The following is a 14,433-nucleotide window of genomic DNA, read 5'->3' on the forward strand; positions in this document are numbered from 1 at the left end:
TATACGGGACTCCCGCTTCGGATATCCTATGGCCGCATGATGCGTCTCCTGCCGATCCTCCTGCTGCTGTCGCTGCTCACCGCCTGTGCGCCGTCGCCCGATACGGCCCTGCGCTTCGCCCTCTCCCAGGGGCCGGTCACCCTCGATCCGCGTTTCGCCACCGATGCCGCCTCGGAGCGGATCAACCGCCTGCTCTACCGCCGGCTGGTGGAGTTCGACGACGCCTCCCGGCCGCAGCCGTCGCTGGCCCGCTGGGAGCGGCTCTCGCCCACCGACTACCGGGTCACCCTGCAACCGGGGCCGGCGCGCACCTTCCATGACGGCACCCCGCTCACCGCGGATGATGTGAAGGCGACCTACGACTTCGTCCTCGATCCCGCCAACGGCTCGCCCCACCGCCTCGCCCTGGCCCACATCGAGCGCATCGAGCGGCTCGACGCGGAGCGACTGCGGTTCCACCTGTCGCGCCCCGATCCGCTGTTCCCGGCGCTGCTGGTGCTCGGCATCGTGCCGCGGGCACTGGCCACGGCGGGCCACCCCTTCAACCGCCAGCCGATGGGCAGCGGGCCGCTGGCCTTGGTCGACTGGCCCGACGAGGGGCGGCTGCGGCTGCGCCGCGTCGAAGACGGTCAGGCGATCGACTTCGTCACCGTCAAGGACCCCACGGTGCGGGTGCTCAAGCTGCTGCGCGGCGAGGTGGATCTGCTGCAGAACGACCTGCCGCCGGAGCTGGCCGACTACCTCGATCGCGACCCGCGGGTGCGGCTGTTGCGCGGCCCCGGCGCCAACTTCACCTACCTCGGCTTCAATCTGGAGGATGGCGACACCGGCCGTCCGCTGGTGCGTCGGGCGGTGGCCCACGCCATCGACCGCGAGGCGATCGTGCGTCACCTGCTGCCCGGCGCGCGGCTCGCTGGCGCGCTGCTGCCGCCGGAGCATTGGGCGGGTCATCCCGATCTCCACGGCGTCGCCTACGACCCGGCTGAGGCGCGGCGGCTGTTGGCGCAGGCGGGCTACGGGCCAGGCCGCCCGCTGCGCCTGGAGTACAAGACCTCCGCCGACCCGTTCCGGGTGCGGCTGGCGACGGTGATCCAGGATCAGCTGGCGCGGGTGGGGGTTGAGGTGAAGGTGCGCAGCTTCGACTGGGGCGCCTTCTACGGCGACATCAAGGCGGGGCGCTTCCAGCTCTACTCCCTCAGCTGGGTCGGGCTGCGCACGCCGGACATCTTCCGCTACGTCTTCCACAGCGCCTCGGTGCCTCCCGCCGGGGCCAACCGCGGGCGTTTCCGCAGCCGCGCGGCCGACCGGCTGATCGAGGCGGCGGAAGCGGCGCCCGACCTGGAGGCCCAGGCGCCCCTCTACCGGCGGTTGCAGGCCGATCTGGCGGAGGAGTTGCCCTACGTGCCGCTCTGGTACGAGCCCCAGGTGGTCGCCCTGGGCGGCCGGGTGGAGGGCTACCGGCCGGTGGCGGACGGCAGCTACGACGCGCTCGCCGCGGTGCGCCTGAGGCGTCCCTGATCCCCCTCCTCGACAATCGCTACCCCATCCCTGTAGGAGCGGCCCCAAGGCCGCGATGGTGCGGAGTGGCGGTGTTCAAATATGCCGGCGGGGGCGAGCGGAGAGGGTGTCATCCGATCGTTCCCGCGCTCCAGCGTGGGAACGCCTCCCGGACGCTCCAGCGTCCCTATCCTATTGCCCTGCCGCCTGCTTGACGCGACGCCGGAGCGTCGCCGGCTGCACTCCCACGCGGGTCCTAAGGGCCGCTCCTACCGTTTGGGTAGCCGCAACAGCCAACTCCGACATAGCCTTTCTGATGCGCGGAAATCGGAAGAAGGACCTCGACGGGTTTCCCTGTCGTTCAGGCCGCGAGACAGCGCCGGTCGTGGCAGTGGCGCACCTCGATGGTGAGGTGGCAGATCCCGGCGATGTGTTCCAGCCGACGGCGGTAGTCGTCGGCACTCCGTTCCGAGTGGGTCACCACCGAGAGGATGCAGGCATGGCCGCGCGGGCCCACCCGCCACAGGTGGAGATCGGCCACCTCGCTGTCGCCCGCCGCGTTGAGCTCCTCGTGGATGGCGTCGGCCAGCGCCCGGTGGTCGCCCGCGTCGAGCAGCACCAGCGCGCTGTCGCGCAGCAGCCCCCAGGCCCACGAGCCGACCAGCGCGGCGCCGACGAGACCCATCAACGGGTCGAGCTGCGCCCACCCCCAGAGCATCCCTGCCGCCAGCGCGACGATCGCCAGCACCGAGGTGAGGGCGTCGGCCAGCACGTGCAGATAGGCGGCGCGCAGGTTGTGGTCGTGGTGAGCGTGACTATGACTGTGATGGTCGTGGTCGTGATGGGCGTGGTGGTGATCGTGCCTGTCGCCGTGGTCGTGGCCGAGTAGCCAGGCGCTGAGCAGGTTGACCGCGAGGCCGAGCGCCGCCACCACCATCGCCTCGCCGTAGCGGATCGGCACCGGCTCGACGAGGCGGCTGAACGACTCCACCGCCATCACGATGGCGCCGGCGCCGAGCAGCAGGGCGCTGGTGAAGCCGGCCAGCGACGGTACCTTGCCGGTGCCGAAGGTGTAGCGCCGGTCGTCGGCGCGGCGGCGGGCGAAGGCGTAGGCGGAAAGGGTGAGGCCGAGGGCCAGCGCATGGGTGCCCATGTGCCAGCCGTCGGCGAGCAGCGCCATGGAACCGGTGATCCAGCCGAACAGCAGCTCGCCGGCCATCATCACCAGGGTCAGCGCCACCACCCAGCGGGTGCGCCGCTCGGCCCGCGCCTCGGCGGCGGTGCCGAAGTCGTGGCTGTGCTGCCATTGGCTCGAATCGTGGGCGTTCATGGAAGGGCTCCTGAAGATCGAAGGCGGAGGAGAAAGGCACCGCGCACTTGGCGCCAAACCCGGCGGCAACGGCATCCACGGCGCCCCGCAGCCGGATAGCCGGGTAGGGCGGATTAGCGCAGCGTAATCCGCCGCCAACGAAGGCACCTGTGCCGGAATTCACTCCAGCCCGGCAAATTGCGCGGTTGCCGATCCACCATGGCGCATGGAGCGTTCCTCGCAGCGCAGTGCCGCCACACACCATTTTTGTTATACGGCGCCTCAGCAACAAATGCAACTGAGAATGATTGGCAATTGTGTGGCTATTCCATTACGCAGGGTTCGTCGGGTGTCGGTGGGTATCGGCAGATGTCGACATAAGGAGTAGGAAATATATTACGTGCGCGTTATCCCGCACTCCTCCCGTCAAATCCCCTGTCGGGTGGATGCTCTGCGCCGCCCTGCCGTTCGCCGCCCCCGCCGCCGAGGCGGTCGACCTGGGGACGGTGGTGGTGACCGCCACGCGTACCGAGCGCGAGGTGGCGGACGTCCCCGCCAGCGTCTCGGTGATCACCGCCGAGGAGATCGCCCGCTCCAACGCGCGCAGCGCCGACGAGCTGCTCCAGGAGCTGGCGGGGGTCGACGTGCGCCACGGCATCGGCCCGCTCTCGGTGGGCACCTCCAACAAGGTGATCCTGCGCGGCATGGGCGGACTCACCGAGGCGCGCGCGCTGCTGCTGATCGACGGGGTGCCGGTCAACGAGGTCTACAACGGCGGGGTGGAGTGGAACCTGATCCCGGTGGAGGATATCCGGCGCATCGAGGTGGTGCGCGGCGCCAGCTCCGCGCTCTACGGCTCCAACGCCATGGGCGGGGTGATCAACATCCTCACCAAGCGGCCCACCGCGGAGCGCCAGGTGCGGGCGGTGGTCGGCTACGGCGGCATGAACACCCGCGACGGTTCGCTCGCCGTCAGCGGTACCGACGGGCGCCTCGGCTACCGCCTCTCCGGCAGCGTGATGCGCAGCGACGGCTACGACCCGCTGCAGGCCAAGGACCGCAAGGCCACCTCCATCGACAAGGGGAGCGAGCAGGAGAACCTGCGCGGCAGCGTCACCTTCGACCTCGGCGACGCCGCGTCGCTCGAACTGGGCGGCGACTACTACCACCACCAGAGCACCGGCACCTACGCGATCGCCGGCTACAACCCCTACGAGCAGGAGAACCGCTCGCTCACCGGCCGCCTCGGCGACGGCCGCGAGCTCTCGCTCAGCCTCTACGGCAAGTCGGAGGAGAGCGGCTACGACTCGGTCAGCCAGTACGCCCGCACCCAAGTCTCGGCAATATCAGCGAGTCGCTGGCCGGCCTTCTGCAAGTCGCACGCTCGCCGGAAGGGCCACCCCCTTTCAAGAGCGTGCAACGCCGCAGAAGGCCGGCCAGCAGCTCGCCCGCAGGGCGCCCCTCAGATGTGCTCATGCGGTGTTGCCGTCCTTGACCAGGGGTGACCCTGGCCGGCGGACGGCGCCTTGCCTGAGCGCATCTGGGGGGCGCTGATGTTGCCGAGACTTGGGTGCGGGCGTACTCGCGCACCGGCTACACCTCGACCCTCTCCGACAGCGCCAGCGATCAGGACAACTTCGGCGGCAACCTGCAATACACCCACCCCCTCTTCGCCACCGTCGGCGGCGACCACATCCTCACCACCGGCCTCGATTTCCGCCAGGGGGAGGTGAGCCGCGAGGACCACTACTTCGACGGCAGCAACCGCCTGGTCAAGACCTCCGGCGGCCAGCGCTACGCCGGGCTCTACCTGCAGGACGAGTGGTTCCTGCTCGATGACGCGCTGGTGCTCAACCTCGGTGGCCGCTACGACTACTGGCACAACTACGACGGCTACAGCTTCGACACCTTCGCCTCGCCGACGGCGAGTACTTTCGCCACGGATACCAGCACCTCGTTCAATCCCAAGCTCGCCGCCAGCTACCGGCTCACCGCTGAGACCACCGTGCGCGGCTCGGTGGGCAAGGCGTTCCGCGCACCGACCCTCTACGACCTCTACCGCACCTACATCGCCGGCACCACCGTCTACGCCCCCAACCCGAACCTCGGCGCGGAGAGCGTGCTCGCCTACGAGCTGGGGCTGGAGCGGCGATTCGGCCGTTCGACCGATCTCTCGCTGAGCCTCTATCGCAACGACGCCGAGGATTTCATCTCGACCCTCTCGGTCGCCTGCACCGACCCCGCCTTCACCCGCTGCTACCGCAAAGGCAACGTCGGCGAGGTGACCACCGCGGGGCTGGAGGCGGAGCTGCACCACGCCATCGACGACCGTTGGGGGCTGTTCGCCAACTACACCTATAGCCGCTCGACGGTGGAGCGCTACGACCCCAATCCGGCGCTGGAGGGCAACTGGCTGCCCGACGTGCCGCGCCACAAGGGGGCCTTCGGCCTCACCTACGCCGACCCCGCCGGCCTCTCCGCCAAGGCCACCGTGCGCCACGTCGGCAAGCGCTACTCCGACGACACCAACAACACCCCCTATGACGGCTACACCCTGGTCGACCTGAACCTGGCCAGCAGCTTCGGCGAGGGCTACCGGGTCAGTCTGGAGGTCAACGACCTGTTCGACCGCGGCTACACCGAGTACTACGTCTCGCCGGGGCGGGTGGTCAGCGCCCACCTCTCGATCGACTTCTGAGCGGTATGGCCATGCATGGAATCCCTGTGGCCCGCCGGCGGGCCCTGCTGGCGCTGTTCCTGCTGCCCCTGCCGCCGCTGGCCGCCGCCTCGATCTGGATCGCCAAGCCACCGCCCGGCGGCGGGGAGGGGCGCCTGCGGGTGGTCGAGGGGACGTTCCCCGAGGGGCGGCTCCACCTCGCCGCGCCGTCGGCGGTCGAGGCCTATCTGATCGACTCCCAAGGCGCGGTGGCGCCGGCCCGTGTCGAGCGCGGCTGGCTCCACTTCGACACCCCGCGCAAGGGGCACCACTGGGTGGTCTACCTGGAGCGTACGGTGCGCGACGGCGTGCTCCAGGTGGAGCTGGCCAAGTACCGCCTCTACAACAGCGGCGGCTCGCCGGGCGAGGCGCTGCTCCAGGAGGTGCGCGGGCGCACCAGCGATTCCAAATACGGTCGCCCGCCGCTGGAGGAGCTGCCCTTCGAGCTGGTGTTGCAGCAGCCGCAGCGCGAGCACCACGTCTCCTGCTGCGTCTACGCCGGGGACATCGCCGGGGTGAAGGTCTACCGTGACCGCCAACCCGCCGCCGACGCCACCCTGCAACTGCTCACCGCCGATGGTTGGGGCCGGCGGCTGCGCACGGACGCCGAGGGCTTCGCCCGCTTCGAACTCCCCACCACCGCCCACGTCGGCATCGAGCAGCGCCGCCGGGTGAAGTACCGCCTGCTGGTCACCGCCGAGAGCGAGCTGGCGGCGACGGGCGAGTGGGCGGGACAGCCCTATCAACGGGTCCACTACCGCATGACCCGGCCCCTCACCTACCACCCCTCCGCCCGGGAGTGGGCGGCCAAGCAGCCCGCCTTCCTCACCGTGATCGCGGTGGTGGTGGCGCTCGGCTTCGGGGTGTTCCTCTACCGCCTGCGGCTCGGTGAGGGTGCCGCCGGGCAAGGAGAGCGAGGCGGCGCGCCTCTACTGGCGCGACTCGATCCACCAGCTCGCCGAACGGCTCAGCGAGGCCACCGGCCGCCGCCTCACCCGCGCCGGGCTGAAGGCCGCGATGGCGCGCACCGCCCGCGCCCGCGCCGCCTTCCGCCGGCTCCACGAGCTGCGCCGCGCCGCCCCCGCGCCGTTCCTCGGCAAGGACGCCTTCCTGGTCACCAACGCCTTCTTCTTCGACAATATAGAGAATTGGACTGACGCCGTGGAGCGGCTCAACGCCGAGCTCGCCGCGCGCCGGGAGGCGGGCTTCCAGGCCGCCCAGCGCAAGGCGCCGCGGATCCTCTTCACCGGCTCGCCGTCGATCTTCCCCAACCTCAAGCTGCCGCTGCTGATCGAGGAGTCGGGCGGGGTGGTGGTGGCCGACGAGACCTGCTCGGCCAACCGCGTCGAGGCCTTTCTCGAATCGATCAAGACCCGCCGCAGGAGGCGCCCATGAACTATTTCGCCGGACTCGACATCGGCTCCACCGCGATCAAGGCCGCCCTGGTCAACGAGCGCGGGGAACGGGTCGGCAGCCACGTCACCGCCTCCGGCAGCCTGTTCCAGCGCAACGCCAAGGAGGCGCTGGCGCGGCTGCTGGAGCAGAGCGGCGTCGCGCGCGAACAGGTGAAGTACCTGATCGCCACCGGCTACGGCCGCAAGCTGTTCAAGGAGGCCGACGACTCGATCAGCGAGATCACCGCCAACGCCATCGGCGCCCACGAGGCGGGCAAGGCGTTCGGCGGGGTGCAGACCATCATCAACATCGGCGGCCAGGACTCCAAGGCGATCCGCATCGACGCCGACGGCCACGTCGCCAACTTCGCCATGAACGACAAGTGCGCCGCCGGCACCGGCCGCTTCCTCGACGTCGCCGCGCGCAACCTGGAGATCGACCTCGAAGAGCTGGGCGACTACCACTTCAACGGCTCCGAGGCGCCGCTCACCATCAACAGTACCTGCACGGTGTTCGCCGAATCGGAGATCATCGGCCTGCTCGCCGGCGGCCACGCCAAGGAGGCGATCGTCGCCGGCATCCACTTCTCCATCGCCAAGCGCACGGTGCGCCTGGCCAAACGGGTGGGGATCGAGGAGCGGGTCTATTTCGACGGCGGGCCGGCGCTCAACCGCGGGCTGGTCGCCGCGATCGAGGATGAGTTGCAGCGGGAGCTGGTGGTGCCGGAGCAGCCGCAGACCACGACGGCGTTCGGGGCGGCGATTCTTGCGTGGGAGGAGTATTTGGCGGAGAGGGAGGGGGAGGAGTAGGTTGGGCATTTCGTGGTGACAGGGCTCAACGCCAGCACTCAACCGCGCTACGGACAAGCGTCGGTTGGAGCACCTTGTTGGGCATGGTTCACGATATAGGATGGTTCGGCATGAAGCCTAATACCTAGCGCCGCCACCACCTTGAGAATCGTGTCAAAGCTGGGAGATCTTTCACCAGAAAGCGCTTTGTAAAGGCTTTCCCGCGACACGCCTGCATCACGAGCGACTTGCGACATACCCTTAGCACGCGCAATATCTCCAAGAGCTTTTGCTATAAACGCGGCATCACCGCCTGCTTCTTCCAGGCATGCTTCCAGGTAAGCGGCCATTTCTTCGGGAGTACGCAGATGCTCGGCAACGTCGTAGCGGGAAGTTGCTGTCTTCTTCATGGAGAGAATTCCTACAGATTACGAGCAAGCCGTAGAGCCGTCTTGATGTCCCTCGATTGGCTGCCTTTGTCACCACCAGCCAATAAGATCACCAGCTCTCTTCCTTGCTGTTTGTAGTAGACCCGATAGCCGGGGCCATAGTTGATTCGCAATTCAGAGACTCCTTCTCCGACGGGTTCGGCGTCTCCTGGATTTCCTGCCGCCAAGCGTTCAACTCTCACGAGAACACGGGCACGCGCCCGAATATCCCTCAGCCCATTGAGCCACTTGGCATAGACATCCGTTTTGCGAATCTCCACCATGGCCATACTGTAGCCCCCTGGCTACACTTCGTCAACCTTCCCTGCAAGCCCAACGCCAACCATCAGCGGCGCGCGCCTTTGGCGCGTCCGCTGGATGGTTTTGTTAGCGCAATTTTTTGGCATACTGTTACTCTTCGAGTTTTAAATCAAATGCAAACAAACCGGAATAATTCATCAGGTAGCTCTGTAATTCTTTCGAGCGCAAAGAACATGTATTTGAGAAATCATCCCATCCCTCTTTTTCTTGTCCTCCGTCATCTAGGAATTGAAGGTCGGTACCATTTCCCGGCCTAATAATTCCTTCGTTTATCGATATGCATTCCAAAGATTGTGTTTCTGAGGATTTAACGTAATGAACCGACCTTGCCGGGATAAAAACACAGCTCCCCTTTTTTAATAGGACCTTATTCCCATCAACTCCAATTTCGCCGGCTCCATTTATACATATAAGTAACGATGACGTTTCTGCATGGATGTGCGCTGGCAAAACCGATCTTGGATCAAGGTGCAATACGTCGCTCCACACCTTCCGAATTGGATATCGCGGATTGAATATTTGAACGTAACCGCCAGGAAATGTAACTATGGACTTCGGCAAAAGATCATTCATTTTATTCCCCGTGATAATCAAAGTTCTAATCAGCCATGTGAAGAAATACGATCCCAAGGGACTAGGCTTGCTTGTAGATACGATAATAGCCAGTTAATCGTCATTCCAAGAAGCCCAATTACCATTATATAGGCCCACATTTCATCAACCCGGTATCCTAATTGAGCTAAATATAAGCGATAACCAATTCCATCCAGTGTGCCATACAACATTTCTGCTACCAAAACTACAATAACCGCGACTGACCCCGCGATTCTAATGCCTACTCCTATAGCAGGAAGACTTTGCGGGAATGTAAGATGAATAAATCGCTCCCAAGATGTTGCGCCCATCCATTCCATCGTTTCATGGCGCTCCTGAACACCATAGGTAGCACCGTCAGCTGCAGCTACAAATACAATTAAAAAACTCGATACCGTAGCCATCATAATTTTTCCAAAATTATCGATACCAAAAAGTAATGCAAATATCGGGAATAATGCAATTTGCGGTATTGATCGTAAAAAATCCACGATAGCACGGAGACTGCCAAAAGCTTTACCCAATACGCCGGCTGATAATCCCAGGGGTACGGCTATTAACGACCCTAGCAGCAATCCAGTAACGATCCGACCTAAAGTGATCGCGATATCGCCGAGAGCAGATTGGTCTGATGGGTAAAGCGCAACGTAAAGCTCTTCGGTCACGGCTATTGGGCGTGGAAAGACAAGGCGAGCCCAAGTAGAGGTAACATTCATAAATTCCAGTGCTAGCAACCCGCCTATAATCAGCGAAATGCCAATATAATTGCCAGTATAGTTTCGCAAGATTATGCCTCCAAAAAAGGTATATGTGACGCGAGCTTTGCAAATAATTCGCTTCCCTCTGCATCCCATGATTCCACTTCTTGTTCTCGCGATATTACAAATACACCAGAATAGTCGCTGAACTTGTCTGGGATAGACTCGGAGTTTGCAATTAATATTGCTCTAGCACTGGGTTTTTTGTAATTTCCTATATATCTTTGCTGAAAAAGGCCAAGTTCATATGGTACGTTATACCGCCCACCGTTTACCGGGAGCAGAACTATCGCGTAGTCACATGCTTGAACCCATTCTTGTAGCTTAGCGTAAAAAGTCTGGCCGTGCTGCCATGTATCCTCATCTAACCCTCCAACAACTTGAACTTCAAGATCATGATTTGCGCTATGTCCCGCGATTAAATCCTTTATGCGCTCTGCTACTTTGCAATCACGAGGTCTATTCTGGTGCACAAAAAATATTCTTGTCTTGTGCGGGGCCGACACATCCATGCCGACGCCAGCTAATGGAACCGAAGATCGGGTTAGATGGGCCTCGTACATCTTGCGTAAACTTGTAATTTGACGAGAAATCTTACTATTTCCCTGGTGTCCTCTAGCAACTAGTATTTGCGTTGGAATCTCTATATCGCCTCCTTCCTGTAGTACATCGGTTGGATTTCGCGGTTCATAAATACCTGTAGCAAGTATTTCTGTGATTTTGGATGCGTCGTGGTCTGGCTCAACATTAGCATAAGGGGCCAAAGGCAGTATAGGCTTAGAGAACTTTAGGTATAATACAGTTAGAGGCAAATCTGATGCACTATGAAACAAATGAGGTTCAATATTCTGTGCCGCCAATTCTTGTAGTCGCCGCATTACTGACTTTTCAAACTGCGGTCCGCTAAGGCAGTACCCTGGTGAATAGTCCAAGCACATAAACTTCGCCATCTTCCCTGAATTCCTGGCTACATCCCTATACGCCTCTGTTACCACGGCTGCGGAACATACACCCAGCTTGAGCGATCTCCCTCCTAAACGTTCCGCTATCATTGAAATTAAGCTAGGACGAAAATCGCTACTATTCGCTACTAAAGTACCGGACGGATTTGAAAGAGAAATATCAAAAGGAATCCTTATCTTTTCATCAGATCCTGCGACGCTCTTGATTTTGAATTCACCAGAGCAACGAAGCCCAACATGAAAATTAAGGATCAATGCTTCCTCTATGCTATCATCCTTTAGATGCTTTAGTATTCCTTCGGCCAAAAAAAGGTATAGATAGCCAAGCGACTCTGCATAAAATGCATCATTTCCAGCGACAAGCCCCCAGGCCGTGTAGTTATCACTCATTGCTACCTTCTTCCTCAATCAAGAATATATCGCTTCGGCGAGAAGAGATATGTCTGTTTGTGTTTTTTTCTGAGCAAGAAACTCTGTAATGTCTTCTCTATGTTTTTCGTCTAATCGAATATCCAGTGCGACCCCGGCGGGATTTCCCGACAAAGCTATACAGCGATCAGATAAAAATGCTGCCAAGTGTACATCATGAAGCACAGCAAGCACGGCTCGTTTGTTTTCTTTAGTGGACCGCCGTAAATTCATAGCAAAGTCTATTTGCACATTCTTATCTAAAGCGGATATCGGTTCGTCCAAAAAAAGTAATTCAGGCTCTAGTATAAGCGCTCTTCCTAATGCGACCATTTGTCTTTGTCCTCCGCTAAGTTGTTCAGGTCGGCGATCAAGTGGCAAACGACCACCAAAACCGTATTCAGCAAGTTTTTCCTCTAAGTATTCAGGCTTCGCTAACTTATTTGATTTCGTGAACTCCGTTCCCAAAAGAATGTTTCGGCGGGCGGAATACCATGGAAGAAGTGATGCTTGGTATTGTTGATGGACGAACGCAAATGAAACATGACGTCGCAGTTCGCCATTTGTCTTCTGTTGTCTTAACAGAGGCAAGCCAGCGAGCGTACGCAGCAGAGTAGTTTTTCCAACGCCGTTTGCTCCCAGTATAGAAACAACCTCACCTCGGTTTACGGAAAGATCGATATTGGCGAATATGACTCGATTATCAAAAACAGCAGACAGATTGACCGCCTCCAATGCATTGTTGGTAATAATCATGGTGCGCGCATATACATGGCTGAAACATTGATTGGTCTAGCCAAGACACCTTCATTTGCCAAAAGATTTGCGTATGCTTGTGCAGCTTCTACCTCTATCTCCGTACTCTTCCAGAAGTGCAGAACCGGTAGTTTCTTTGCGACCGTTTCAGGGACATCGCAGTACTTTACATAGTACTCCGACATCATTTCAGGGTGCTGACGAATGAAGTCAATTGCCTCATCGATTGCAGTAGCGATATTTAGCACATAGTCTCTACGTGTTTTATACGCCTCTTTCATAACAACGGAGCCACCTGTGGGAATTAGTGGAGACACACGAGGAGTAAGCGGCCAATGATCGGCATAAGCTCCTACGCCAGCGTTAACGGCTAGCGCACCGATTGGCTCCAGAGCGAGAAGAGCATCAACTTGGCCTGTTTGCAATGCAGATACCTGTGCAGGGGGCGCAAGCTGGACAATTCTAGCTTCTGGCCCGGGCTGAATGCCCTCTGCTGACAGCATTAATTTGGTAAGCACAAGCATTGCCGCCCCAGGAAATGTACCAATTGTTCTATTTCTTAGATCATGAACAGAACTGATCCCCGACTTGGGTGAAACTATTAGCGCATATAATCCAGGGTATTCGTTGGAGTCAATATTGTGCTGAAGAACCATAAAACTTCCAGGTGCCTGAAGTTCTCCCTCTAGGACAGTAGAGTAAGCCAAGTAGGCAAAATCAGCATCCCCCCTGGCGAGAGTTTCTAACACTTGGTTACCGCTTCCAGCGACTTTTTTTAAAGTGGGTCTTAAACCATGTTTCTCAAATAACCCACGTTCGTGGGCTACAAAAATCGGAAGATCGGGGATTATAGGGAGGTACGCAACTCTTACTGACTCAGTTTGTGATGTTGCCGTAGTTGACGGTTGTTGTTGGTCCCCGCATCCCACAAGCGCTAAAAACGTGAGGAAAGGCAAGTAAAAGCTTATTGCCTTACGAAAAGTGCTCTTCATTTGAATCTCCGGTTAACATTTTGACAGGAATTGGTCTTTGGGCGCTAACTACAATTCAAAGCATTATCGGCGGCACAAAGCCACCATAATCGCCAAGTATTCCAAAAATTACCTTTAGTTACACATGCTTGATTGCCACATTCAAGGGATTCTCCAGGGACGCTATGCCGCTGCTTAGCGGCATATTTCGCGGATTGGAATACCAGCCGCATAAAACCCCTTTTGGCTTTCTTGAAAATATTCCAAAAAACAACAGGATGCTTACCAGGCTGGAGAAATAGACGACGCAGCGCTTGCGCTTTTCGTGTAGCTGTACTTGAATGTATGGTGTATGAAAAACCAGCATGTTCGAGGTGCGCCGCATGGAGTCCGTCGTCAACCACCGACAATCGCCCCGCCTGCTCCAGCAGGTACGGGACCATTTGCGTATGCTGCACTATAGCTACAGCACCGAGCAGTCTTACCTCTATTGGATTCGCTTCTACATCCGCTTTTCTGGGATGCGCCATCCTCGGGAGATGGGAAAACCGGAGGTGGAACGATTTCTCTCCTACCTCGCCACGGAGCGGCACGTCGCGGCTTCTACCCAGAATCAGGCGCTCAGCGCGCTGCTCTTTCTGTACCAGAAGGTCCTGGAGATCCAGCTCGACTGGCTTGACGACGTGGTGCGGGCGAAGCGTCCGGAGCGGGTGCCGGTGGTACTGACCCGAAAGGAGGTGGCGGCCGTACTCTCCCGGCTGCGGGGCCGCTATTGGTTGATGGCGAGCCTGATGTACGGGGCGGGACTTCGGGTTATGGAGTGCCTGCGGCTGAGGCTTCAGGATGTCGATTTCGGATACCGCCAGCTCGTGGTGCGCCACGGCAAGGGAGGAAAGGACCGATTCGTGCCGCTGCCGGATTCGCTCGTCGTGGCGGTACGGGATCAGATCGGCGAAGCGGAGCGGGTGCGGGAGTCCGACCTCCACGATGGATTCGGCGAGGTGTCGCTGCCTGATGCGTTGGAACGGAAATACCCGAACGCGCCGTTCGAGGCGGGGTGGTGGTATCTGTTTCCCTCGCTCAACCGCGCGATCGATCCGATGTCCGGGCGTGAGAAGCGCCACCATATGGATCCAAGTCCGGTCCAGAAAGCGTTCAAGCAAGCGGTGCGCAGTGCCCGAATACGCAAGAGGGCGACGCCTCACACCCTTCGACATAGCTTCGCTACTCACTTGCTGGAGTCCGGTTACGATATCCGTACGGTTCAGGAGTTGATGGGGCACAATGACGTGAAGACCACTCAAATATATACCCACGTCCTGCAACGAGGTAGTGCAGGGGTGCGTAGTCCAATGGACGCGCTCGCGGGAGTTGATAGTACGGTAGACGCCCAACGACCCGGCTCGTTTTCGCGCGCGGTCGAAACCGTTGATGGCGTCTCCGTTGATGCCCTCCCAGTGAGCGCTATTCGTTCTACTGAAGGACGAATTTGATCGTCTCAATCTCTGATCTGGCATCCACCACCTAGGT

At 59.9% G+C, this 14,433-nt stretch carries 14 protein-coding genes; 6 read left to right on the forward strand and 8 right to left on the reverse strand.

The window, feature by feature from the left end; genetic code table 11:
- Nucleotides 1-36 precede the first annotated feature (36 nt).
- A complete protein-coding gene (locus ACYQ2W_RS00665) occupies nucleotides 37-1,518 on the forward strand; it encodes an ABC transporter substrate-binding protein (protein WP_459862382.1) in 1,482 nt (493 codons plus the stop codon).
- Between the two features lie 340 nt (nucleotides 1,519-1,858).
- On the opposite strand, the gene dmeF is transcribed toward ACYQ2W_RS00665, so the two are convergent.
- Nucleotides 1,859-2,827, reverse strand: a complete 969-nt coding sequence (dmeF, locus tag ACYQ2W_RS00670; RefSeq protein ID WP_459862384.1) for a CDF family Co(II)/Ni(II) efflux transporter DmeF — start codon at nucleotides 2,825-2,827, stop codon at nucleotides 1,859-1,861.
- 425 nt (nucleotides 2,828-3,252) lie between these two features.
- Here dmeF and ACYQ2W_RS00675 point away from each other — a divergent pair, with 425 nt between their 5' ends.
- The 4 genes from ACYQ2W_RS00675 to ACYQ2W_RS00690 all read left to right on the forward strand — a co-directional run bounded on the left by ACYQ2W_RS00675 (nucleotide 3,253) and on the right by ACYQ2W_RS00690 (nucleotide 7,726).
- Nucleotides 3,253-4,311 carry a TonB-dependent receptor plug domain-containing protein gene (locus ACYQ2W_RS00675; RefSeq protein WP_459862386.1) on the forward strand — a complete coding sequence of 353 codons (1,059 nt, stop codon included), beginning with the start codon at nucleotides 3,253-3,255 and terminating at the stop codon, nucleotides 4,309-4,311.
- A gap of 65 nt (nucleotides 4,312-4,376) precedes the next feature.
- A complete protein-coding gene (locus ACYQ2W_RS00680; RefSeq protein ID WP_459862388.1) occupies nucleotides 4,377-5,504 on the forward strand; it encodes a TonB-dependent receptor in 1,128 nt (375 codons plus the stop codon).
- 912 nt (nucleotides 5,505-6,416) lie between these two features.
- On the forward strand, nucleotides 6,417-6,917 hold the full coding sequence (locus ACYQ2W_RS00685) for a 2-hydroxyacyl-CoA dehydratase (RefSeq protein WP_459862390.1): 501 nt from the start codon (nucleotides 6,417-6,419) through the stop codon (nucleotides 6,915-6,917).
- Nucleotides 6,914-7,726, forward strand: coding sequence for an acyl-CoA dehydratase activase (locus tag ACYQ2W_RS00690; RefSeq protein ID WP_459862392.1), 813 nt, complete (start codon nucleotides 6,914-6,916; stop codon nucleotides 7,724-7,726). The genes ACYQ2W_RS00685 and ACYQ2W_RS00690 overlap by 4 nt, the downstream gene beginning before the upstream one ends.
- A 47-nt stretch (nucleotides 7,727-7,773) precedes the next feature.
- On the opposite strand, the gene ACYQ2W_RS00695 is transcribed toward ACYQ2W_RS00690, so the two are convergent.
- The 7 genes from ACYQ2W_RS00695 to ACYQ2W_RS00725 form a co-directional block, all read right to left on the reverse strand.
- Nucleotides 7,774-8,115, reverse strand: a complete 342-nt coding sequence (locus ACYQ2W_RS00695) for an addiction module antidote protein (protein ID WP_459862395.1) — start codon at nucleotides 8,113-8,115, stop codon at nucleotides 7,774-7,776.
- A gap of 11 nt (nucleotides 8,116-8,126) precedes the next feature.
- On the reverse strand, nucleotides 8,127-8,417 hold the full coding sequence (locus ACYQ2W_RS00700; protein ID WP_459862417.1) for a type II toxin-antitoxin system RelE/ParE family toxin: 291 nt from the start codon (nucleotides 8,415-8,417) through the stop codon (nucleotides 8,127-8,129).
- A 127-nt stretch (nucleotides 8,418-8,544) separates the two neighbouring features.
- Nucleotides 8,545-9,027: a cupin domain-containing protein gene (locus ACYQ2W_RS00705; RefSeq protein ID WP_459862397.1), complete on the reverse strand. Its 483-nt coding sequence runs from the start codon at nucleotides 9,025-9,027 to the stop codon at nucleotides 8,545-8,547.
- A gap of 29 nt (nucleotides 9,028-9,056) precedes the next feature.
- Nucleotides 9,057-9,833 carry an ABC transporter permease gene (locus ACYQ2W_RS00710; protein ID WP_459862399.1) on the reverse strand — a complete coding sequence of 259 codons (777 nt, stop codon included), beginning with the start codon at nucleotides 9,831-9,833 and terminating at the stop codon, nucleotides 9,057-9,059.
- Nucleotides 9,834-9,835: 2 nt separating this feature from the next.
- Nucleotides 9,836-11,158, reverse strand: a complete 1,323-nt coding sequence (locus tag ACYQ2W_RS00715) for a hypothetical protein (RefSeq protein ID WP_459862401.1) — start codon at nucleotides 11,156-11,158, stop codon at nucleotides 9,836-9,838.
- An 18-nt stretch (nucleotides 11,159-11,176) separates the two neighbouring features.
- Nucleotides 11,177-11,932, reverse strand: a complete 756-nt coding sequence (locus ACYQ2W_RS00720) for an ATP-binding cassette domain-containing protein (RefSeq protein ID WP_459862403.1) — start codon at nucleotides 11,930-11,932, stop codon at nucleotides 11,177-11,179.
- Nucleotides 11,929-12,924: an ABC transporter substrate-binding protein gene (locus ACYQ2W_RS00725; RefSeq protein WP_459862405.1), complete on the reverse strand. Its 996-nt coding sequence runs from the start codon at nucleotides 12,922-12,924 to the stop codon at nucleotides 11,929-11,931. Before ACYQ2W_RS00725 ends, ACYQ2W_RS00720 begins: the two co-directional genes overlap by 4 nt.
- A gap of 344 nt (nucleotides 12,925-13,268) precedes the next feature.
- On the opposite strand from ACYQ2W_RS00725, the gene ACYQ2W_RS00730 reads away from it, so the two are divergent.
- Entirely contained in the window at nucleotides 13,269-14,396 is a 1,128-nt protein-coding gene (locus ACYQ2W_RS00730; RefSeq protein ID WP_459862407.1) for an integron integrase, read from the forward strand.
- Nucleotides 14,397-14,433: the final 37 nt, after the last annotated feature.

Source organism: Endothiovibrio diazotrophicus (genome assembly GCF_054657215.1).